Here is a 22287-nt window from a genome sequence, read left to right as displayed (position 1 = left end):
AATCACCCTTTTAGAGAGGGTTGAAAAGGGTAGGAGAAAAAATGAAAAAAATTATGATTACTGGTGCACTTGGCCAGATTGGCTCAGAGTTAACACTGAAATTGAGAGAAATCTATGGAACGGACCATGTCATTGCAACAGATATTAGAAGCAATGACTCAGAGGCAGCTACATCAGGTCCTTTTGAAATGGTAGACGTTACAGATGGAAAAACGATGTTAGAAGTGGCGAAAAAGCATCAAGTTGATTCTATTATTCATATGGCTGCCTTATTATCAGCAACAGCTGAAGCAAATCCAGTGTTTGCTTGGAATTTAAATATGGGTGGATTGATGAACGCACTTGAAGCAGCAAGAGAAACGGGTGCGCAATTCTTTACGCCAAGTTCCATTGGCGCTTTTGGACCTTCTACACCAAAAGACCTTACACCACAAGATACGATTTGCCGACCAACAACAATGTACGGTGTCAATAAAGTGTCTGGAGAGCTTCTTTCAGATTATTACTATCATAAATTCGGTGTGGATACGCGCGGTTTACGATTCCCAGGATTAGTTTCTTACGTAACACCTCCAGGGGGCGGAACGACCGATTATGCTGTGGAGATTTATTACGAAGCGATGAAAAACAAAGCGTATACTTCTTATATTGCAGAAGGTACCTATATGGATATGATGTATATGCCTGATGCCTTAAATGCGATAGTCAACCTTATGGAGGCAGATCCAGCAAAATTATTACATCGTAATTCATTTAATGTGACAGCAATGAGTTTTGAACCGGAGCAAATCGCTGCTGAAATTCGTAAGCATATACCAGAATTCACCTTAACGTATGATGTCGATCCAGTTCGCCAATCGATTGCTGACAGTTGGCCAAATGCCATTGACGCTTCAGCCGCAAAAGAAGAATGGGGATTTAAAGCAGAGTATGATCTTGCAAGAATGACTGAGGATATGTTAAATAAACTAAAATAACTCAAAGAAAAACGCCCTTTTGATTAGCGGGCGTTTTTCTTTGAGTGAAAATAGATTTTAGTATATCCATGCTAAGGAGGATTTATCGTATCGTAAATTTGTTCATTTTAGTTCGAATCCTGAGACGATAAAAGGTTTACATAAATATATTATGTCAACTAAATGTTTCATCGTTATTTGTCTATGAAAATTTCCAAAATAGAATGCTGATGCACGATTCGTAGTGGAGTTGTAATATGAGGAAGCATAAGTTTTCTGCTATATGTTGCACCATCACTTTTTGCGACAGCACTGATAATAAGCTCATCTCCTGTTGGTATTACTTGCACATGATGATAACGATCTTCTTCAATTAAGGCTTCAATAATATAAGCTGATTCTGTATCAAATACATCGATACGAAAGATAGACTCGTCTAAAAAAGATGTTAACGGATCAAGAAACATGCTTTCAAACCAACTCTGCCACTCCATATTCATACATATCACCCCAGTATGATAATGTATGCGTATACACAAATAATGTGAATCGTACCACGGATTTTTTTAATGTTAATGGGGAAAATTATATTCTCTTCCAAATTAATGATGAATTATTTTTATTAGGAACAGTCCGGGTATAAGGTAAAATGAGTCCGGTACAATACCGAACCCATTTCAAGAATGCAAAGTTATTTCATTAAGGTTTTATTTTGATCACTTATGCAATTGTATCGAACAAACTTCTACATATCATGATGAGAGTGATTCTTTTGTCTTGAATGATTTCTATTCTTTACTTTCTTAGAGCCACTTAAAGGCTCAGGTTGTCCTGGATTATCCCCTTTTGGAGCGTTTTTTCTCATATCTTTACCATCATTTTTATTCATTTTTTTATTTCCCTCCTTTTGTTTATAGGATGAAAGAATCCCCATTTTTTATACGGTATATTTTATCATCACACTGAACAATTTAATTGTAAGAAAAGCAAAAGAGGTGAAAACAAGTTATGCCTTATCATAAAAATAAACAGCAAGCATTTCAAGCAGCCCAACAAAGTATGGAAGATGTAGAAGAACAGTATCATGTAATAGATAAACATGCGAGTACGTATGGCCAACAACTCAAACATCTGTCTCAAGAAATAGCAGAAACTTATGAACAAATTCAAAATGCTTTAGAAGTTGCATCAGAGCATCAAAAAGAGCAATTGCTTAAATTTCAAACGGATTTGGATGCCATTACAAGCCAAGTGCAATCGGAAAAATAAAAAATAGTGCTAAGAAAGTCGAATAAAGTCAATTAAACACGATTGGTTTATTTTCTTAATATAATAATTAAATGAAGTCTATTTCACACCGTAATTGATAACCTCTCTCAATTACGGTGTTTTTATGTTTATCATATCATTTATTAGAAATACCATAAGAAAAACTTATCAATAACAATAACTTTCTTGTTATTTACTTATGTTGAATGTTGTATTATTATAGAAATTGTGAGAAAAGTGAGGATGGGTAAAAATTCAAACTTTTCGATTGATTACCATTAAGTGGTATTATAGTACTTTGTAGTTCGAATTAGGGGGTAATACTATGGCGAAAAATGATGTGTTTAATTCCCGTAAATCATTTGATGTAGATGGGAAACGTTATCATTACTATGACTTAGCAGCACTTGAAAATGCAGGTATAGGACAGGTATCTAAATTACCATATTCTATTAAAGTCCTACTTGAATCTGTACTACGTCAATATGACGGTCGTGTAATTACAAAAGAGCATGTTGAAAACTTAGCAAAATGGGGAACAGTAGATGTGAAGGAAGTGGATGTACCATTTAAACCTTCACGTGTTATCCTTCAAGACTTTACAGGTGTACCAGCAGTTGTAGACTTAGCTTCTTTAAGAAAAGCTATGGCTGATATGGGTGGAGATCCAGATATGATCAACCCTGAAAAACCAGTTGATCTTGTTATTGACCACTCTGTACAAGTTGATAAATATGGCACACCAGATGCACTAGATGCAAATATGGTTTTAGAATTTGAAAGAAACGCAGAACGTTACCAATTCTTAAGTTGGGCACAAAAAGCATTTGATAACTATCGTGCTGTTCCACCTGCGACAGGTATCGTTCACCAAGTAAACTTAGAATATCTTGCAGATGTTGTAATTGCAAATGAAACAACAGAAGGAGATTTTGAAGCATTCCCTGATACACTTGTTGGTACTGACTCTCATACAACGATGATTAATGGTATTGGTGTACTCGGTTGGGGTGTTGGTGGTATTGAGGCGGAAGCTGGTATGCTTGGACAGCCTTCATATTTCCCAGTTCCTGAAGTGGTTGGGGTGAAACTTGTTGGTGAGCTACCTAATGGAGCAACAGCTACTGACCTTGCCTTAAAAGTAACACAAGTTTTACGTACACACGGTGTTGTAGGTAAATTTGTGGAATTCTTCGGACCAGGTGTTCCTGCACTTCCACTAGCTGATCGTGCAACAATCGCGAACATGGCACCTGAATATGGTGCAACATGTGGATTCTTCCCTGTTGATGGTGAATCTTTAGAATACATGCGTCTAACTGGACGTAAAGAAGAACAAATCAAAGTTGTTGAAGCTTATTCTAAAGCAAATGGATTATTCTTCGATCCTTCATTAGAACCAGTGTATACAGATGTAGTAGAAATTAACTTAGCTGATATTGAACCGAACCTTTCCGGTCCAAAACGTCCGCAAGATTTAATTCCGCTTTCTGCTATGAAAAAAGAATTTAATAAAGCTGTTACTGCTCCTCAAGGTAACCAAGGTTTTGGTTATGATGAGAAAGAGTTTGATAAAACAGCAACAGTTAACTTCAAAAATGGCGATTCTACGACAATGAAAACAGGTGCAGTTGCAATTGCTGCAATCACTAGCTGTACAAACACATCTAATCCTTATGTATTAGTTGGTGCAGGTCTTGTTGCGAAAAAAGCAGTAGAACTTGGTTTGGAAGTTCCTAAATATGTAAAAACATCTTTAGCACCGGGTTCAAAAGTTGTAACTGGATACTTAAATAACTCTGGTTTACTTCCTTATTTAGAGCAATTAGGATTTAATCTAGTAGGTTATGGATGTACAACATGTATCGGTAACTCTGGTCCTTTAAAAGAAGAAATTGAAGAAGCGATTGCTGATAGTGATTTACTTGTTACTTCTGTTCTTTCTGGTAACCGTAACTTTGAAGGTCGTATCCATCCATTAGTAAAAGGTAACTACCTTGCTTCACCACCGTTAGTAGTTGCATACGCTCTAGCTGGAACAGTCGATGTTGATCTTCAACATGATGTTCTTGGTCAAGATAAGGATGGGAACGATGTATTCTTTAAAGACATCTGGCCAACAACAGAGGAAATCAATGCAGTCGTTAAACAAACGGTTACACCTGATTTATTCCGTGATGAATATGAGCGTGTATTCGATGATAATGAGCGTTGGAATGAAATTAAAACAAGTAATGAACCATTATATACTTTTGATGAGTCATCTACTTATATCCAAAACCCACCATTCTTTGAAGGTTTAAAACCAGATCCAGAAGAAGTAAAACCATTAAATGGTTTACGTGTAGTTGGTAAATTTGGTGATTCTGTTACAACTGACCATATTTCTCCTGCAGGTGCAATCGGTAAAGATACACCAGCTGGTAAATACCTTCGTGAAAATGGCGTAGAAGTTCGTGACTTTAACTCTTATGGTTCTCGTCGTGGTAACCATGAAGTTATGATGCGTGGTACATTTGCTAATATCCGTATCCGTAACCAAATTGCACCAGGTACTGAAGGTGGATTCACAACGTACTGGCCAACGGGTGAAGTGACATCCATTTATGATGCATGTATGCAATATAAAGAAGATGGAACTGGATTAGTTGTACTTGCTGGTAAGGATTACGGAATGGGATCATCTCGTGACTGGGCAGCAAAAGGAACAAATTTACTCGGTATTAAAACAGTTATTGCTGAAAGCTATGAGCGTATTCACCGTTCTAACCTTGTATTAATGGGCGTTCTACCACTTCAATTTAAAGCTGGGGAAAGTGCTGATACACTAGGATTAACTGGTAAGGAAACAATTAGTGTTGAAATTGGAGAAGACGTGAGACCTCGCGACTTTGTAAAAGTGACAGCAATTGCAGAAGATGGCACTGTAACTACTTTTGAAGCACTTGTTCGTTTCGACTCTGAAGTGGAAATTGATTACTATCGTCATGGTGGTATCTTGCAAATGGTACTTCGTAATCGATTGCAGAAATAATTGTAGCATTCCTGCCCTCTACACATCTAAATGTGTAGAGGGTTTTTAGTTTCCAAACTTTACCCCTTTTAGGAAGGAATTTGCCTCCATTCCATACTCATAGAATCACGATGTAAAGTTTTTAAAAAAGCTTAGGATTAAATGAAATGAGTTAAAATGATTGAGCATAGTAAAACAAAAGGAGATAACAATTGAAAGCATGGATGATTGGTCCGTTTTTAATTACTGTTAATCAGTTAAGTCTTGTATTAGCGTTTGTAATCACCTATTTCTTTAAAAAAACTTTGTTTAAAGTTGAAGGGAAGATAAAAGATGAAGTTAGTTCTAGTCTGGTGACTGGTCTAATTATTTTTCTCCTATGTTATAAAGGGTTGCCACTAATAACGAGGTTTGCAGATGTAATAAAAAACCCTTTTATAATTGTTTATTCAAGTAGTGGGCTGAAAGGTCTATTTTTCGCTTTAGTTATCATGGTCATTTATTTATTTATAAAAGCCTATCGCTCGCATTTCTCTATGATTCAATGGATACGTATCGCTTTCGTTTATTTATTTACATATTTTCTTTCATTTTGGATGATCAGAACACTATATTTTCTTTTCTATTAGGAACAATAATGAAAGGAAGGAGTGTTCTAGTTGAAAAAAATCTTATTATTCCTTTGTTGCCTTTTCCTATTTATCCCGCTAGAAACTGCAGCAGAAGATCAATTACCAGGTTTGAAGATCGGCACAGAAGCACCCGACTTTAAGCTTCAGACTATTGAAGGTAAAAATGTCAGTTTAACGGAATTTCGCGGAAAAAAAGTGATGCTTAATTTTTGGGCTACTTGGTGTGCGCCATGTAAACAAGAAATGCGTGATTTCCAATCATTTTATCAAAATAAAAAGGATACTAATATAGAGATCATTGCCATTAACATTGATTCAAAAAGTAATGTCAGCAAATATGTTGAGCGTTTAGGTATTACTTTTCCGGTTTTATTAGACGAGAATGATCACGTAAATGAGGTTTATCAAGTGCTGGTAATACCAACAACTTATTTCATTGATGAAAAGGGTGTTATAAGGGATAAATACTATAGTGCTATGCCTTTATCATTAATTAAAGAAAAGTTAAAACAGTTTTAATATATCTCTTTTATAATTCAATAACTAAGCCCATTATTAAATTTTCTAAAATTTGTAATAACTTTCTATTGAATGGGGCATACTGCTTATAAAATAGAAAGAAATGGTGGGTGAAGAATTTTATGAGAAAACCTAAAAGAAGAACGTTTGCTGATCTGGTATTAGAGAATAAGCTTCAATTAATGAAAGATCAGTCTGCAATGGATAAAATAGAAATGCGATTAGAAGAAAAACATGCTAGTCACCTAAAGGCAGAGTAGATTTTTACCTGACTATTTCACTTAACTTCCGAACATAATAAAATGAAGGAGGGATAAGTGATGGGTAATCCAAAAAAGAACAGTAAAGCTTTTGTCCCCAATCACCTTGGTACACAATCAAGAGGTTTTGGTGGCAATAAAGGGAAACAAATGCAGGATAAAACAGGCAAACAACCTGATGTGATTCAAACAAAAGGTGAATAAATGTCAAAAGGATGCTTAGGTAAGCCGTACCTAAGCATCCTTTTGTATGTAAGCGGCTTTACTTCAATATGAAGAAAAAAATATGGTATAGTTAGTTTAAACCATTGAATAAAGTGATGTGAATAGAATGAAACAAAAGAAAACAGATATTGATAAAAATGGTTCCCAGCAAGTACATACTAAAAGAAATATATTTGAACAAATCTCTCGTTTAGATGAAAAAACGGATGCTGAACAATTATCAGAGTTGCTAACAGAAGCAGCGCAATTGTCTGCTATAAGGGACAAAACAGATGTTCAATTGCCAGTTGCATGGTTACAAAAGGCGATTGAATTATCACCGCAGAATCTCAGAGCAAAAGAAGCGCTCGCAGAAACAAAATGGATGATTAACAAAGAATTCATGGATCAACTTCAATATCCTATTATTCGTGAAACTGATAATCGTGCAACAAAAAAATATGCTGCAGAAGAAATGATAGCCATCACGAACCGTTTTATGCAAGAAACTCATAAAGCAAAAGAACATTTAAAACGACAAAAAGAGGAGCTAAGTAAGTATAAAAATGATCAATTGAGTCCTTTTGTAAACGATTTATATGCTATCCTCGAAGACGCTCTGTTCATTGGTGAGGAATTAGTTGAGGTTGCCGAAGCATATGAGCGGTCGATATCTGGCGTATTTCATACAGCGATACATTATGATGAAGTAAAGAGAAAAATTGAGCAACTTTTGAAAGTGAAAGAAAAGTGGCAACAAAGAATTGAAGCCTACGAAATACAGAAAAAACAACATGTGACCCCATTGAATGAGCTTGATGAAATGGTTGGTATGATAAATGTAAAGAAGAGAATTAAAGCTTATTATCAATTTTTACAGTATCAACATAGACGTCGTACTTTAGGTTTTAACCAGCGAGATCAAATGAGTCTCAATATGGTGATTACAGGGAATCCTGGAACAGGTAAAACAACTTTAGCGAGAACACTTGCGCGTATATACCATCATCTAGGTGTCTTACCAAGGGAGAATGTTATAGAAACTAATCGTTCACAATTAGTCGGTGCATATGTTGGGCAAACCGAAGAGAATGTTGGACAATTAGTCGAAAAAGCGCTAGGTGGAGTATTATTCATAGATGAGGCTTATACATTGAATCGATCAGATCAGTCAAAGGACGATTATGGACAAGTAGCAATTGATACGCTTGTTTCGTTAATGACAAGTGAAAAGTATAGTGGACGGTTGGCAGTAATATTGGCAGGCTATCCTGATGAAATGCGACAGTTTCTTGAAGTAAACCCGGGATTACGCAGTCGTTTCCCGCAAGCAAACCATCTCCATCTTCAAGATTACAATGACTACGAGTTGTTAGAGATAGGAAAGCGGATCGCTTTAAATAATGATTATGTGCTAACTAGTTCAGGAGAAAGGGCGTTGTTAAAGAGAATAGAAAGAGAGCGTGTTGATGATACCTTTGGTAACGCAAGAGCTGTACATGATGTCATTCTCGATGCGATATTTTCTAAAGGTATTAAGGGTGATCAAGCAGATATTAGAGAACTAACCATATTAGAAGAAGATGATTTTACCATCGATGAGGAAGAGTCTATTGATCAACCGCAGAAGCAACTGGATGAAATGATTGGATTGGAGCATGTTAAAGAAGAAGTAAAGACTTTAGTGTCATTTGTACAAGTACAGCATATGCGAGGGCAACAAGGATTACCGGCCATTCCTGTGCAGCTACACTCAGTTTTTACAGGAAATCCAGGTACTGGAAAAACAACGATAGCGAAAATTTTCGCACAATTATTAAAAGAATGTGGCTTGCTCAAACGGGGCCATCTTATTGTTTCGAGTAGAGCTGACTTTGTTGCTGGTTATATTGGCCAGACAGCATTAAAAACAAGAAAACTTATTCTCCAAGCATTAGGTGGTGTTTTGTTTATTGATGAAGCGTATTCTCTTTTATCAGATATCACTACGGATTTCGGAAAAGAAGTGATAGATACGCTTGTGGATGAAATGACTAAACATAATGAAAACTTGGTTGTGATATTAGCAGGGTATCCAATGGAAATGGAAAAGCTATTGGCAAGTAATCCTGGACTAAGGTCGCGGTTTAAAAAGTTTTTACATTTTCCGGACTATACTGCTGAAGAGATGCTGAAGATGATGAAAGCATTTTTAGCAAGTTATGAAATGAGTTTAACAAAGGCGGCCGAACAATTACTGATAGAGTATTTTACGAATACAGTAACAGAAGGCAATGGTCGTTTAGTTGTGAATCTTGCTGAAGGGGCCATTCAGAATCAAGCAAGAAGAATTATGGAAGATTCACATACAAGTGAGTCATCGTTATCCACATTAACAGAGAGGGATTTTATGAATACAATAGGCGGCAATAGAAAGGAAGACAAGACTAGTGCTAGTTTCAACGAAAGAGATAGAAGTTAGATATGCGGAAACAGATCAAATGGGTGTGGTCTATCATGCCAATTATATTATTTGGATGGAACTAGGTCGAACGCAATTCGTAAAAGACCTAGGTTTTAATTATGCGGCATTAGAAGAACAAGGTGTATTATCACCTGTACTCGATATACAAGCATCTTATAAAAAACCTCTCCATTATGGGGAGACAGCTACAGTCAAGACCTGGGTAGAGGCTTATGATGGTTTAAGGACAACTTATGGGTATGAGATATATAACCAAGAAGGCATTCTCGCTGTTAGTGGGTCTTCCTTACACACTTGTGTGAAGAAGGATAGTTTTCGACCGATTTCACTTCGAAGGAAGTTTCCAGATTGGCATGAAGCATACGAAAATGCAAAGAAATAAAGAAAGAAGGCTTAAAAATGGCGTTCGGTATTACTAGGGTGGATGTGAGAAAGTGGAAAGCTGATATAGATGCTGGAAAGATCGCCTTTCTTACTCATTATTGGCTTGATGATCGTTTCCCCACGTGTAAGACGGTCACGAAGGTGGGAGCTTCCGATTTGAATCAGCTCATTTTATGGGGGAAGCAATACGGATTGAAGCCGGAGTGGATTCATCATCGTAAGGATGGATACTCTCATTTTGATTTATTAGGAGATAAACAAATCGAAATTATGAAGTTAGAGGGAAAAGAAGAGCATATTTGGAGATAATAAACATCACCCCTAGTTTTAAGAGCTAGGGGTGATGTTTATTTTTCATATTTATACTGCGGTTCGTTTAAGTTCTCATCATAATGCACAATCAAATGATGATCATCGAAGTACCATAAGTCTTTTTCCTCGATGAAAAACTGGATACCTTCAGATTCTTTCGTAACGATAGGATTAACCGGTTCTTCATTAGAAATACCTAAAGAAAAGCCTTGTTGTATCGGGCTTGAACCTCCATAACGGGCAAAAAAACGAACGTAATCTCCAGTAGTTAAAAGCATCTCATCTTTAAACCAATTAATGGCTTTCTCACTCAATCGAATGTCCAAGGTCCCCACTCCTTTTACCTTTATATGCCTATTGTATACGAAAGTGAAACACACTGCTAAGATTTTGATTGGAAAGAGAAGGGAACCTTATTTATGCTCAGAAAAATATTCATTGATGGCACGAATCCAATTGATTCTTGTTACATCAGAGGCTGTTTGTTTGTCACCTGCTTCTAGCGCTTGAATGATCCGTTCATGCTCGTCGATAGATGATTCTGTTAAGATAATGGCTTTGTAATAGTAAAGTCTCATAACGTGAGGTTGGAGACCTTCAATTGCCTGAGTTATATAAGGATTGTTTGTTTCATCTACTATTAATTGATGGAACTCTTCGTCATATTTAAGAGCAGAGAATGAATCCTCAGTATTAATAGCTTCAGCAAATTTCTGATTAATTCCTTTTAAACGATTAATCACCTCTTGCCCCAGATTGCCTGCTACTAATTCAGAAGACAATGCTTGCAGGACACTTAATGGAGGAAGGATTTTCGTTATATCTTCGTGATTTACTGCCGTAACTTGTGTCCCGACACCAGGATACATTTCTACAAATCCTTGGGAATTTAATAATTGTAATGCTTCTCTAATGGGTGTTCTGCTGACTCCTAAAGCTTCCGCAAGATCAGCATCATTCAACTTTTCTTTTGGTTTTAACGTGCCATCAATAATCCATTCTTGAATTTGCAAGAATGCTCGTTTTTTGGCTGAAAGTCGTTGTGGAGTTGAAAAATTACTTGGAATTGGCATAATAAACCACCTTTGCGTATCAAATATCTGTAAAATACTCTGTTAGTATAGTGTGATTTTTCAAACTTGCTGAAATAAATACGGAAATATTCTATCCATATTAGTAATATATAGAAAAAATTATATAATAATATAGTTTTTAATGCAATATATCACCTCGTCCGTTAGTTTCTTAAGATAATTTATTGTGTTCATTATAGTGATATGTTATCTTATTAATGCAATATATTAACTGGAATTAGATAAAAGACAGAATTTTTTAAAATTATTTCAGAATATTTAATTTTATGAAGAATAAATATTCTGAAAAATACTAGCGGTGCGAACATCATCTGCTAGTTGTAATTGAGAGGGGTAAACTTGTAAATATGAATCAAAAATCTTCAAATTCTTATGTGGTTGTATTAGGTTTAATGTTATTCTCTTTGTTCTTTGGAGCGGGTAATTTAATATTCCCGATTATGATGGGTCAAGAAGCGGGTACAAATGTTTGGGCAGCAACAGCTGGGTTTATTATAACTGGTGTGGGTCTGCCATTATTAGCTGTTGTTGCTCTTGGCTTTTCAGGTAAAAGTGATTTGCAATCGCTTGCAAGTCGAGTGAATCCAACATTTGGACTGATTTTCGCTATTATTTTGTATTTAGCTATTGGTCCATTATTTGCCATTCCGAGAGCAGGAAGTGTTTCATTTGAAATTGGCATCCGACCATTATTGCCAGAATCTTCACTGACGATTGGTTTATTAATATTCTCAATCTGCTTCTTTGGTGTTGCGACGATATTATCATTAAATTCATCAAAGATTGTTGATATCGTTGGTAAATATTTAACGCCTATTAAAATTAGCTTTATACTACTATTAATTCTTGTAGCTGTTTTTAATCCTTTAGGATCTTTTGGGGAGCCAACAGAAGCTTATTCACAACACTCATTCTTTAATGGCTTCTCAGAAGGCTATTTAACTATGGATGTACTGGCTGCTTTTGTTTTTGGTGTAATTGTTATTAATGCACTTCGGGCAAAAGGTATAGAGTCAAATCGCTCTATTATGTTTGCTACGATGAAGGCTGGTTTGATTGCTGCGGTTTTATTAGCATTCTTTTATAGTGCGATGGCTTATATGGGTGCTAGTAGTGTTGCGGAATTAGGTATCCTTGAAAATGGTGGAGCTGTTCTCTCGGGTGTAGCCTATGCCTATTTTGGCTCTTATGGAGGAATCGTTCTAAGTGCTGTTATGATTATTGCCTGTATGACAACAAGTGTAGGTTTGATCAGTTCATGTGCTAGCTATTTTAATAAGATCATGCCTAAATTTTCCTATAAGACATATGTAATTGCATTTGCAATTTTCAGTACTGCAGTTGCGAACTTTGGTTTAACAGAGTTAATAGCTATTTCTGTTCCAGTACTTACAGCGATTTATCCTTTGGCGATTTTATTATTAATTTTAACATTTTTCCATCAGTTCTTTAATGGGAAGAAGTCTGTCTATCAAGTGAGTATGATTTTAACGTTTATTGTTAGTGTTTTTGATGGTTTAAAAGAGGCAGGAGTTCAAATAGAGCCTGTTTATCATTTATTCGCAAACATTCTTCCGTTGTATGAAGTGGGATTAGGTTGGATTGTACCAGCTATCATTGGTGTGATTTTAGGTATTGTTATAGACCTGTTTAAAAGAGAGACAAAGATAAAAGAGAATGAAGAAGTAATTTAACTGTTTTTTTACCCTTACAAAAGATTTTCCTTTTGTAAGGGTTTTTTTATGTAACCTATAATATTCACTATTTTATTGATATCTAGAAGGGTTATTCTTAGTCATTCCAATTAAGAACGTAAAAATTATCGATGTCCATACTAGTAATATAAGTAAGAATCATTCTATTAATATATTACATATGACTATATTTTTTTAAAATAATATATTGCATTCATTACATGGATATGTTACTTTAATAATGCAATATATTGCTTGAATTTTTTCAGAGGTTGTAATTCATACAATATTATATTTAAATATGAATTTTCTGAAGAATTAGTAAATTATAGTATTTGATGATTGTTAACTACAACAGTAGAGGCAGAAGGGGGTAGAAGATATGAATCAAAAGGTTCCATCTTCTTATATTATTGCAGTAGGATTTATGTTATTTTCATTATTTTTCGGTGCTGGGAACTTAATTTTTCCAGTAATGATGGGTCAAGAAGCAGGAACGAACGTATGGGCCGCAGTAGCGGGCTTTATTATAACAGGTGTTGGTCTTCCTTTATTGGGTGTAATCGCTCTAGGTTATTCTGGTAAAAGTGACTTGCAATCGCTTGCAAGTCGTGTAAGTCCACTCTTTGGTCTCCTTTTTACAGTTGTATTATATTTATCTATCGGACCATTATTTGCGATACCAAGAACTGGTACGGTCTCTTATGAAATTGGTATAAGACCATTCATTTCTGATGAATGGAGTACGATTGGATTAGTTATCTTCTCTATCATTTTCTTTGGAATTACCGCATTCTTCTCTCTGAATGCATCGAAAATTGTTGATATTGTAGGTAAGGTTTTAACACCCATTCTACTATTATTTATCTTAATTTTAATTGTAGTAGCATTTGTTAATCCACTAGGATCTCTACAAGCACCAAGTGAGGCATATACTGTTAACTCTTTCTTTAACGGCTTTACTGAAGGTTACTTAACAATGGATGCTCTTGCAGCTTTCGTATTCGGAATTATAGTGATTGATGCCATTCGTTCCAAAGGCGTTCAATCTACTAAAGTAGTGATGCTTTCAGTGATTAAAGCAGGATTAATTTCAGCCGGTTTGCTTGCCGTGATTTATGGCTCACTTTCTTATATTGGTGCTAGTAGTGTTTCTCAATTAGGTATATTAGGAAACGGTGGTGCAGTTTTATCTCAAGTTTCCGGGCATTATTTCGGCTCATTTGGAGGAGTTATTCTAAGTGTGATTGTCATTGCGGCATGCTTAACGACTAGTATTGGCTTAATCTCTTCATGTGCAGCTTATTTTAGTAAAATCATGCCTAAAGTCTCCTATAATACGTTTGTTATTGTTTTCTCAGTATTTAGTGCAGCGATTGCTAACTTTGGATTAACTCAATTGATCGCTATTTCAGTACCGGTATTAACAGCTATTTATCCATTAGCGATTGTATTATTAATCCTTACGTTTTTACACCCATTGTTTAATGGTAAGAAAACTGTTTATCAAATGAGTATGTTATTTACGTTTATTATTGGTATCTTTGATGGCTTTAAAGCAGCAGGATATACGATTGCCTCAGTAGATAATCTATTCACTAGTATTCTTCCATTATATGATGTAGGGTTAGGTTGGTTAGTACCTGCATTTTTAGGAGCGGTTCTAGGAATAATCATTGGTTTATTTCAAAATAAAAAGGTTGAGGATGAAAAAGAACAATTAATATAATAAGAAAAAAAAGCCTCCGACTAAAACGGAGGCTTTTTTTTGCTATAAAACGATGCCGATCATTCGGATATGTGAAGTTAATCTCTCAATTGCTGTATGTATTTTCTTTATCGAGCGGTAAAGTAATCTTAATCGTTGTACCTACATTCATTTCAGATGAAATGTTAATCCAGCCATTATGTTGTTCGATAATTCTTTTACAAATGGATAACCCAATGCCTGTGCCCGTCGTTTTAGTAGAATAAAAAGGTTGAAAAAGCTTTTCTAATGTCTCTTCATTCATTCCGAAACCCGTGTCCTTTATAACGATTAAACATGTTTCAGCTGTACTTCTAACAGAGATATTAATCGTATTATCTTGATGCTGCTCTTGTGTATCAAATGATTCCAGTGCATTTTTAATTAAGTTGACAAGTACTTGTTTTAATTGTTTGGCATTTCCATAAATATATGGGTCGTCTTTTGATAATTGGAAGGAGAGTGCAGTATTCTTTAAAATCGCTTCACTCTGAAACAACAGGAAAGTATCGTGAACAAGTTTATTAATAGATATACCTTCTTTTATTTTGTCCGTTGGCTTTGCTGCATTTAGAAACTCGTGAATAATATCATTGGCACGATTAATCTCATCTAGAGCAATATCAACATATTGATTTTTCCCTGACTCGTTGAGATAGGGTTTTAACAATTGTAAAAAACCTTTAACTGTTGTAAGCGGATTACGTATTTCGTGTGCCATCGATGCTGCAAGTGTACTTAAATTTTGGGCGTACTCATTTGTAAAATTTGCTTCATTAATCTGAGACGCAGTTTCATGAATGATTTTCTTTTTTTCATTTAGTTCTAAGCTAAATCTGAGGAGTTTCTGTTCTAATTGTTGTGTTTGATAGTTATAGTCAGCAGTTAATGAATGAAATAAGGGGTAGCAAAATAAATGACATGATTCTTCCTCAGGAATCGTATAGACGCGATAATTGTGATAACCGTTACCGAAAAATAGCTGTAAATTAAGAACTGCTTTTTTCTTCCGTATTTCATTAAATTGTTCGACATCTTCGTAATTCATTAATTGTGTGAATGGGGTACCAATGATTGTATGCTGATTAACTATAGATGTTGAAACCACGTGATTATTGTTGTCAATTAAGAAGTATGGAAATGGTAGTTCTTTTAAGACAATCTCAGTTAATTTCATTTCTTATCATCCTTACCATTGTTTGTCATGTGGAAGTAGTATCTAATGTCATTCTCTTTTATTCTATTAGAAGAAATTGCAATATATGTTAGAAAAACATGTATATTGAGAATAAAACACGAATCATCTCTACATATCTTGTTATGTATATGAGTTAAAATGTCATATTTTTAATTAAACCGCAATGTTGGAATTATTAATCTTATCATACCAAAGTCATTCAATGGCTTTCAATCACCGTTTTCATTCGTTAAAGGAATTTTTTAGGAATTGTTAAAAAATGATAGATTACTAGAAAAAAGTATAGCTTCGATTTACCTAGTATAGAAATGAATAGATAAAAAAAGACAGCATGCTCTAACGCTGTCTTTTGAATGTTATCTTTTCTTTTTAAATAAATTGACTTTTGGTTCGGTTTTATTGATAATCCTTTTAATATTTGTACGATGTCGATAAATGATGAACAATGTCATTAGGGCAATCACTATGATTAAAATTGGATCACCAAGAATGAGTGAATAAATCAATCCTGCAATACCAGCAATCATTGATGATAATGAAACATATTTAGTAGTGAGAAGTGAGATGAAAAAAACAGCTAATATGACCACAAACATGACGGGCACGAACGCCAGCACAACGCCTGCAGATGTAGCAACAGCTTTACCACCTTTGAATCCTGCAAATATCGGGTACATATGGCCAATAACAGCAAAAATTCCTATAATCACTGTATGTATATCTATATCAAAGAAGATTGGTAATAATCCAGCAGCTATGGTACCTTTCAGGATATCGGCCAGTGTAACGGTAAAACCTGCTTTTTTTCCTAGCGTTCGGAAAGTGTTTGTCCCACCAAGATTACCACTACCATGCTCACGAATATCAATGCCATAAAACACTTTACCAATGATTAATCCAGATGGAATGGAACCAATTAAATAAGCAATAAGAAAAACGATGATTACTTCAAATGTCATAAACTCTCCCCCACGGAATAAAAATACAGTTCTTATATTGTACCACGTAAATAAGTGAATGTACTATGTTGCTTTTAAATTATCTTTTCTATTGCAAAGATTACGCTATATGAAACGAATGTTAAATAGATATATGATTAAAATTAGTAGAAAAGAACTTTTTTGTTAAGAGGAATTACGTGATATTTAGCGAAAAGGAAAGCTTTATAAAAAAGATAGAAAGTACAGCATTGCGATCCATTCGCATTTATACTTTAATTCAGATAAAATAGTGTAGAGTTCAAAATAAGAGGTGAATGTATTGAGTATAGAAAACCCATCAAGAACTGAAATCGGAAAGATGTTAAAACAAGCAAAGAGGATTGCCGTCGTAGGTTTAAGTGATAACCCTAATCGTACATCCTATATGGTAAGTGAAGCAATGCAAAAAAGTGGTTATGAAATTATCCCTGTTAATCCCAAAGTTAAGGAAGTATTAGGTGTAAAAGCGGTTGCATCATTAGCTGAAATAGAAGGCAAAGTGGATATTGTTAATGTCTTTAGACGGTCGGAATATTTGCCAAGTCTTGCGAATGAATTTCAAAATATTGATTGTCCCATTTTTTGGACTCAGCTAGGTGTTGTAGATGAAGACGTATTTCAGCAGTTAAGCGATGCTGGTTATACCGTAATCATGGATCGATGCATTAAAGTAGAGCATGCGCTAACAAAATAACATTTGTAGCATGGGATCATGACATTGATTTCATGCTTTTTCTTTCATATGCGGTTTAGAAGTGAAAATATGATATAATGATTAGAACGTTTGTTCTCGTTTGCCTCTTGCAACAGTATATACATGATCTTAATGCATGTTACAATGGGGAACATATATGCATACGGCTCGCATGAGTAAGAAGGAATATAGTGAATAAGAATGGAATAATAAACCGATATCTATTGTAGAGAGGTGCATAAAGGCGCGGTTATGATATAATCAAACTCTATTGCCGACTCGGATTGATAGACAATAGATGGTTTTTGAAGAGATGAAAGGGGAATGCTTGTGGCAAAAAATCAGGAAGTATTTGACTATAATGATGATGCCATACAAGTACTTGAGGGATTAGAAGCTGTTAGAAAACGTCCCGGAATGTACATTGGAAGTACGGATGCAAGAGGGTTACACCATCTTGTATACGAAATAGTCGATAACGCTGTAGATGAAGCACTTGCAGGTTTCGGCGATCATATCATTGTCAAAATACATAAAGACAATTCAATTAGTGTTCAAGATAAAGGTCGAGGAATGCCGACCGGAATGCACAAAATGGGCAAACCTACAACCGAAGTCATATTGACTGTGTTGCACGCTGGAGGAAAGTTTGGCCAAGGTGGATACAAAACAAGTGGTGGACTTCATGGTGTGGGTGCTTCAGTTGTTAACGCCTTATCACAATGGTTAGTCGTTAAAATTAAACGCGATGGACTTGTTTATGAACAGCGATTTGAAAACGGTGGAAAGCCAGTAACCACACTTGAGAAGGTTGGTAAAACGAATCAAGTAGGGACAACGATCCACTTTAAACCAGATCCGACAATTTTCTCAACAACTACATATAATTTTGAAGTTCTAAGTGAACGATTACGTGAATCCGCTTTTCTCTTAAAAGGAATGAAAATCGAAATAACGGATGAACGTCATGATCTTAAAGAGATTTATCATTATGAAAATGGGATTGAAGCATTCGTTCAGTACCTAAATGAAGAAAAAGATACGCTCCATCCAGTAGTTAGTTTTGAAGGGGAGCATAACGGTATTGAAGTTGATTTTGCCTTCCAATTTAATGATGGCTTTTCGGAAAATGTCCTTTCTTTTGTCAATAATGTTCGTACGAAAGATGGAGGGACACATGAAGCTGGAGCTAAAACAGCGATGACTAGGGTGTTCAATGAATATGCCCGTAAAGTGCAGCTTCTAAAAGAGAAAGATAAGAACTTAGAAGGAACTGATTTACGAGAAGGTTTTGCGGCGATTGTCTCAGTACGTGTACCTGAAGAACTGTTACAATTTGAAGGACAAACAAAGGGCAAGCTCGGAACAAGTGAAGCGCGTTCAGCTGTCGATGCTGTTGTATCAGAGCATCTCTCTTACTTCCTTGAAGAAAATCCAGATACAAGCTCTTTATTAATTAAGAAAGCAATTAGAGCTTTTCAAGCAAGAGAAGCAGCACGTAAAGCGAGGGAAGACGCTAGAGGCGGGAAGAAGAAGAAACGGGCTGAAGCGGTTCTGTCAGGGAAATTGACACCTGCTCAATCACGTAACCCAGAAAGAAACGAATTATATTTAGTAGAGGGTGACTCTGCAGGTGGTTCAGCAAAGCAGGGGCGCGATAGAAGGTTTCAAGCGGTATTGCCATTAAGAGGTAAGGTAATAAATACTGAAAAGGCAAAGCTCGCAGATATCTTTAAAAATGAAGAGATAAACACGATAATACACGCTGTTGGAGCGGGTGTCGGTGGTGACTTTACGATTGAAGATATTAATTACGATAAAGTGATTATTATGACGGATGCTGATACCGATGGAGCCCATATTCAAGTGCTCTTACTGACCTTCTTCTACCGCTATATGAAGCCGTTACTCGAAGCAGGTAGAGTCTATATTGCTTTACCACCATTGTATAAAGTGAGTAAAGGTTCAGGAAAGAAAGAAGTAATAGAGTATGCATGGAGTGATGAAGAGCTTCCTGATACGATTAAAAAGGTCGGTAAAGGTTATATTATTCAGCGTTATAAAGGACTTGGTGAGATGAATGCTGACCAATTATGGGAAACAACAATGGATCCAGAAACGAGAACGCTCATCCGTGTAAAAATTGATGACGCTGCGAGAGCGGAACGTAGAATTACCACTTTAATGGGTGATAAAGTTGAACCGCGGAGGAAATGGATTGAAACCAATGTTGCATTTGGGTTAGAAGAAGATGGCAGCATTTTAGAAAATGAAAACATTTCGACGCTTGAGGAGTTAGATTCATGAACAAAGCAGAACAATTTCGTGATCTGCCGTTAGAAGATGTCCTTGGTGACCGATTTGGCAGATATAGTAAATATATTATACAAGATAGAGCATTACCTGATGCGCGAGACGGGCTAAAGCCCGTACAGCGTCGTATCTTATATGCCATGCATGTTGAAGGAAATACGCATGATAAAGGTTTTAGAAAATCGGCAAAAACGGTCGGTAACGTGATTGGTAATTTTCACCCACATGGTGACTCGTCTGTATATGATGCCATGGTGCGTATGAGTCAAGATTGGAAGTTGCGCAAGCTTCTTATTGAAATGCACGGCAATAATGGTAGTATCGATAATGATCCACCTGCTGCAATGAGGTATACAGAGGCGAGATTATCTTCTATTTCTTCTGCACTCTTAAATGATATTGAAAAAAGAACGGTTGATTTTATTCCGAACTTTGATGATACTTCGAATGAACCAACCGTTTTACCGGCTAGTTATCCTAACTTACTTGTAAATGGATCAACAGGGATTTCTGCCGGGTATGCAACGGAAATTCCACCTCATCACCTTGGAGAAGTTATTGATGCTGTTATTCATCGTATGGATCGTCCACAAAGTACTGTCGATGACTTAATGCAGTATATAAAAGGACCTGATTTTCCTACCGGTGGAATCATACAAGGTGTGGAAGGCATTAAGAAAGCCTATGAAACGGGCAAAGGTAAAATTATTATCCGTGGTAAAGTAGATTTCGAGGATATTCGTGGTGGTAGAAAGCAAATAGTCATTACTGAAATCCCTTATGAAGTAAATAAAGCGAACTTAGTGAAGAAAATGGATGAATTTCGCTTCGATCGTAAAATTGAAGGAATCGCCGAAGTCCGTGATGAAACGGATCGTACAGGGTTAAGAATTGTCGTTGAATTAAAGAAAGATGCTGACCCACAAGGTGTTTTACACTATTTATATAAATATACTGATCTGCAAATCCCATATAACTTTAATATGGTGGCTATTCATAACCGTCATCCGAAAACGATGGGGTTAGTTCCCTTATTAGATGCCTATATTGACCATCGAAAAGAGGTTCTCACACGTAGAACGCAATTCGATTTAGAAAAGGCACAAACACGTCAGCATATCGTTGAAGGACTAATTAAGGCGTTATCTATATTAGATGAAGTCATTGCGACGATTCGTGCTTCAAAAGATAAGCGTGACGCGAAAGAGAATTTGATGAGAGAGTATCAATTTACAGAGCCTCAAGCAGAAGCGATCGTCTCATTACAACTTTATCGTTTAACGAATACGGATATCACAGCATTGAGTGCAGAAGCAGATGAACTAGCGGCCAAAGTAGAGGAACTCACATCGATTCTTGCCAGTGACAAGAAACTCGCATCAGTGATAAAAAAAGAACTTCGTGAAGTGAAGAAGCGATTTGAAGACAATAGAAGAACAGTAATTCAAGCAGAGATAGAAGAAATTAAAATTAACCTAGAAGTTCTTGTAGCAAATGAAGATGTGATTGTTACTGTCACAAGAGATGGGTATATTAAACGGACAAGCCAGCGTTCTTATTCAGCTTCAAATGGACAAGATTTAGCGATGAAGGAATCCGACCGTTTATTAACAAAGCTAGAGATGAATACAACGGATGTTCTACTTCTATTTACGAATAAAGGCAGCTACTTATATTGTCCTGTGCACCAATTACCTGATATCCGCTGGAAGGACATGGGTCAACATATTGCCAATATCATTGCCATCGATCGTGATGAATGTATCATTCACGCAATCCCTATTACTGATTTTGAACAAGAGAATGCGACATTATTATTTATTACGAAAAATGGTATGGTGAAGAAAACCGAATTAAAATCATATAAAGCTCAACGCTTTTCAAAAGCGCTCGTTGCTCTTAACCTAAAAGGTGATGATGAGGTTGTCGATGTTCACCTAACACATGGCGAGCATGATGTGTTTCTCACAACTCATTTAGGTTATGGTCTCAGGTTCCATGAGACAGAAGTAAACTTAGTAGGTCCAAGAGCTGCGGGTGTAAAAGGAATCAATCTAAAAGATGATGATTATGTTGTTTCTGGAAAAATGATTAGTAATGAGAAAGAAGAAGCAGTTGTCATTGCGACGCAACGCGGGGCAGTGAAAAAGATGAAACTGCAAGAGTTTGAACAAACATCAAGGGCAAAACGAGGTGTAGTGATGTTACGCGAATTGAAAAAACATCCGCATCGCATTGTCGGTATGGTTATAACAAATAACCATGAAACGGCATTTGTTGAAAGTGAAAAAGGGACAATCGAGTCCATAGCAATGAATGAACTTAGATACAATGATCGCTACTCCAACGGATCGTTCATTTTGGATGAAGAAGAAAATGGTACAATTATTCATTTATGGACTGAGAAAAAGGAACAAACATAAATGGTTTCTTCCAAAAGTTGAAAGGTTGTATTTAACTTAAATGACACATAAAAAAAGTACACACTCATTAAAGTAACGGGTTCGGTTATTGGGGAGAAAACATTAAATAGCAATCTCATTAGGGACACAAT

The 22287-nt window shown here is 35.9% G+C and carries 21 protein-coding genes; 15 read left to right on the top strand and 6 right to left on the bottom strand.

The annotated features are described in order from the left end of the window. Window positions 1–41: 41 nt before the first annotated feature. Complete coding sequence (locus MKX29_RS21300; protein ID WP_224936399.1) at window positions 42–977, top strand: L-threonine 3-dehydrogenase; 936 nt, start codon at window positions 42–44, stop codon at window positions 975–977. 173 nt (window positions 978–1150) lie between these two features. Here the strand turns inward: MKX29_RS21300 and MKX29_RS21295 are convergent, their stop codons facing one another. Together MKX29_RS21295 and MKX29_RS21290 are read right to left on the bottom strand one after the other, a co-directional pair. Continuing rightward, window positions 1151–1456 carry a heat-shock protein Hsp20 gene (locus MKX29_RS21295; RefSeq protein ID WP_095373337.1) on the bottom strand — a complete coding sequence of 102 codons (306 nt, stop codon included), beginning with the start codon at window positions 1454–1456 and terminating at the stop codon, window positions 1151–1153. A gap of 245 nt (window positions 1457–1701) precedes the next feature. Next, complete coding sequence (locus tag MKX29_RS21290; RefSeq protein WP_224936401.1) at window positions 1702–1845, bottom strand: small acid-soluble spore protein P; 144 nt, start codon at window positions 1843–1845, stop codon at window positions 1702–1704. A 119-nt stretch (window positions 1846–1964) separates the two neighbouring features. On the opposite strand from MKX29_RS21290, the gene MKX29_RS21285 reads away from it, so the two are divergent. From MKX29_RS21285 to MKX29_RS21245, 9 genes are all read left to right on the top strand, one after another. Then, complete coding sequence (locus MKX29_RS21285) at window positions 1965–2225, top strand: hypothetical protein (RefSeq protein WP_095373336.1); 261 nt, start codon at window positions 1965–1967, stop codon at window positions 2223–2225. Window positions 2226–2550: 325 nt separating this feature from the next. After that, window positions 2551–5259 carry an aconitate hydratase AcnA gene (gene acnA / locus MKX29_RS21280; protein WP_341107623.1) on the top strand — a complete coding sequence of 903 codons (2709 nt, stop codon included), beginning with the start codon at window positions 2551–2553 and terminating at the stop codon, window positions 5257–5259. Between the two features lie 191 nt (window positions 5260–5450). Continuing rightward, window positions 5451–5867, top strand: coding sequence for a hypothetical protein (locus tag MKX29_RS21275; RefSeq protein ID WP_341107622.1), 417 nt, complete (start codon window positions 5451–5453; stop codon window positions 5865–5867). A 30-nt stretch (window positions 5868–5897) separates the two neighbouring features. Continuing rightward, window positions 5898–6389 carry a peroxiredoxin family protein gene (locus MKX29_RS21270; protein WP_341107620.1) on the top strand — a complete coding sequence of 164 codons (492 nt, stop codon included), beginning with the start codon at window positions 5898–5900 and terminating at the stop codon, window positions 6387–6389. A 122-nt stretch (window positions 6390–6511) separates the two neighbouring features. Then, on the top strand, window positions 6512–6649 hold the full coding sequence (locus MKX29_RS21265; RefSeq protein ID WP_095373332.1) for an FbpB family small basic protein: 138 nt from the start codon (window positions 6512–6514) through the stop codon (window positions 6647–6649). A gap of 60 nt (window positions 6650–6709) precedes the next feature. Continuing rightward, complete coding sequence (locus tag MKX29_RS21260) at window positions 6710–6853, top strand: acid-soluble spore protein N (protein ID WP_095373331.1); 144 nt, start codon at window positions 6710–6712, stop codon at window positions 6851–6853. A gap of 127 nt (window positions 6854–6980) precedes the next feature. Continuing rightward, a complete protein-coding gene (locus MKX29_RS21255; RefSeq protein WP_341107618.1) occupies window positions 6981–9314 on the top strand; it encodes an AAA family ATPase in 2334 nt (777 codons plus the stop codon). Then, the gene (locus MKX29_RS21250) at window positions 9283–9699 is read left to right on the top strand and encodes an acyl-CoA thioesterase (protein ID WP_191811710.1); all 417 of its coding nucleotides are present in this window, start codon (window positions 9283–9285) and stop codon (window positions 9697–9699) included. Before MKX29_RS21255 ends, MKX29_RS21250 begins: the two co-directional genes overlap by 32 nt. 17 nt (window positions 9700–9716) lie before the next feature. Further along, window positions 9717–10010, top strand: a complete 294-nt coding sequence (locus MKX29_RS21245; RefSeq protein WP_251161580.1) for a hypothetical protein — start codon at window positions 9717–9719, stop codon at window positions 10008–10010. A 38-nt stretch (window positions 10011–10048) separates the two neighbouring features. Here the strand turns inward: MKX29_RS21245 and MKX29_RS21240 are convergent, their stop codons facing one another. Continuing rightward, the gene (locus tag MKX29_RS21240) at window positions 10049–10339 is read right to left on the bottom strand and encodes a HesB/YadR/YfhF family protein (RefSeq protein WP_289433672.1); all 291 of its coding nucleotides are present in this window, start codon (window positions 10337–10339) and stop codon (window positions 10049–10051) included. A gap of 87 nt (window positions 10340–10426) precedes the next feature. Then, on the bottom strand, window positions 10427–11086 hold the full coding sequence (locus MKX29_RS21235; RefSeq protein ID WP_224936407.1) for a GntR family transcriptional regulator: 660 nt from the start codon (window positions 11084–11086) through the stop codon (window positions 10427–10429). 368 nt (window positions 11087–11454) lie between these two features. Here MKX29_RS21235 and brnQ (MKX29_RS21230) point away from each other — a divergent pair, with 368 nt between their 5' ends. Together brnQ (MKX29_RS21230) and brnQ (MKX29_RS21225) are read left to right on the top strand one after the other, a co-directional pair. After that, a complete protein-coding gene (gene brnQ, locus MKX29_RS21230; RefSeq protein ID WP_224936408.1) occupies window positions 11455–12801 on the top strand; it encodes a branched-chain amino acid transport system II carrier protein in 1347 nt (448 codons plus the stop codon). A gap of 382 nt (window positions 12802–13183) precedes the next feature. After that, a complete protein-coding gene (gene brnQ / locus MKX29_RS21225; protein ID WP_224936409.1) occupies window positions 13184–14530 on the top strand; it encodes a branched-chain amino acid transport system II carrier protein in 1347 nt (448 codons plus the stop codon). An 85-nt stretch (window positions 14531–14615) separates the two neighbouring features. Here the strand turns inward: brnQ (MKX29_RS21225) and MKX29_RS21220 are convergent, their stop codons facing one another. Together MKX29_RS21220 and plsY are read right to left on the bottom strand one after the other, a co-directional pair. Further along, on the bottom strand, window positions 14616–15725 hold the full coding sequence (locus tag MKX29_RS21220; RefSeq protein ID WP_224936410.1) for a sensor histidine kinase: 1110 nt from the start codon (window positions 15723–15725) through the stop codon (window positions 14616–14618). Window positions 15726–16102: 377 nt separating this feature from the next. Then, on the bottom strand, window positions 16103–16705 hold the full coding sequence (gene plsY / locus MKX29_RS21215; protein WP_224936411.1) for a glycerol-3-phosphate 1-O-acyltransferase PlsY: 603 nt from the start codon (window positions 16703–16705) through the stop codon (window positions 16103–16105). Between the two features lie 301 nt (window positions 16706–17006). Here plsY and MKX29_RS21210 point away from each other — a divergent pair, with 301 nt between their 5' ends. From MKX29_RS21210 to parC, 3 genes are all read left to right on the top strand, one after another. After that, on the top strand, window positions 17007–17420 hold the full coding sequence (locus tag MKX29_RS21210) for a CoA-binding protein (protein WP_341107612.1): 414 nt from the start codon (window positions 17007–17009) through the stop codon (window positions 17418–17420). 330 nt (window positions 17421–17750) lie between these two features. Beyond that, window positions 17751–19727: a DNA topoisomerase IV subunit B gene (gene parE / locus MKX29_RS21205; protein ID WP_281202489.1), complete on the top strand. Its 1977-nt coding sequence runs from the start codon at window positions 17751–17753 to the stop codon at window positions 19725–19727. Next, complete coding sequence (gene parC / locus MKX29_RS21200; RefSeq protein ID WP_341107606.1) at window positions 19724–22156, top strand: DNA topoisomerase IV subunit A; 2433 nt, start codon at window positions 19724–19726, stop codon at window positions 22154–22156. The genes parE and parC overlap by 4 nt, the downstream gene beginning before the upstream one ends. Window positions 22157–22287 lie beyond the last annotated feature (131 nt).

This window comes from Cytobacillus sp. FSL R7-0696 (assembly GCF_038006865.1).
Classification (GTDB): domain Bacteria; phylum Bacillota; class Bacilli; order Bacillales; family Cytobacillaceae; genus Cytobacillus; species Cytobacillus kochii.
This window is presented reverse-complemented; position numbering and strand designations above follow the sequence as displayed.

Coding starts and splice junctions, on each gene's coding strand:
- MKX29_RS21220 (WP_224936410.1), bottom strand. CDS start 15,725: ATGAAATTAACTGAGATTGTCTTAAAAGAACTACCATTTCCATACTTC.
- MKX29_RS21255 (WP_341107618.1), top strand. CDS start 6,981: ATGAAACAAAAGAAAACAGATATTGATAAAAATGGTTCCCAGCAAGTA.
- MKX29_RS21245 (WP_251161580.1), top strand. CDS start 9,717: ATGGCGTTCGGTATTACTAGGGTGGATGTGAGAAAGTGGAAAGCTGAT.
- MKX29_RS21235 (WP_224936407.1), bottom strand. CDS start 11,086: ATGCCAATTCCAAGTAATTTTTCAACTCCACAACGACTTTCAGCCAAA.
- MKX29_RS21290 (WP_224936401.1), bottom strand. CDS start 1,845: ATGAATAAAAATGATGGTAAAGATATGAGAAAAAACGCTCCAAAAGGG.
- acnA (WP_341107623.1), top strand. CDS start 2,551: ATGGCGAAAAATGATGTGTTTAATTCCCGTAAATCATTTGATGTAGAT.
- brnQ (WP_224936408.1), top strand. CDS start 11,455: ATGAATCAAAAATCTTCAAATTCTTATGTGGTTGTATTAGGTTTAATG.
- MKX29_RS21295 (WP_095373337.1), bottom strand. CDS start 1,456: ATGAATATGGAGTGGCAGAGTTGGTTTGAAAGCATGTTTCTTGATCCG.
- MKX29_RS21285 (WP_095373336.1), top strand. CDS start 1,965: ATGCCTTATCATAAAAATAAACAGCAAGCATTTCAAGCAGCCCAACAA.
- brnQ (WP_224936409.1), top strand. CDS start 13,184: ATGAATCAAAAGGTTCCATCTTCTTATATTATTGCAGTAGGATTTATG.
- MKX29_RS21300 (WP_224936399.1), top strand. CDS start 42: ATGAAAAAAATTATGATTACTGGTGCACTTGGCCAGATTGGCTCAGAG.
- MKX29_RS21265 (WP_095373332.1), top strand. CDS start 6,512: ATGAGAAAACCTAAAAGAAGAACGTTTGCTGATCTGGTATTAGAGAAT.
- plsY (WP_224936411.1), bottom strand. CDS start 16,705: ATGACATTTGAAGTAATCATCGTTTTTCTTATTGCTTATTTAATTGGT.
- parC (WP_341107606.1), top strand. CDS start 19,724: ATGAACAAAGCAGAACAATTTCGTGATCTGCCGTTAGAAGATGTCCTT.
- MKX29_RS21260 (WP_095373331.1), top strand. CDS start 6,710: ATGGGTAATCCAAAAAAGAACAGTAAAGCTTTTGTCCCCAATCACCTT.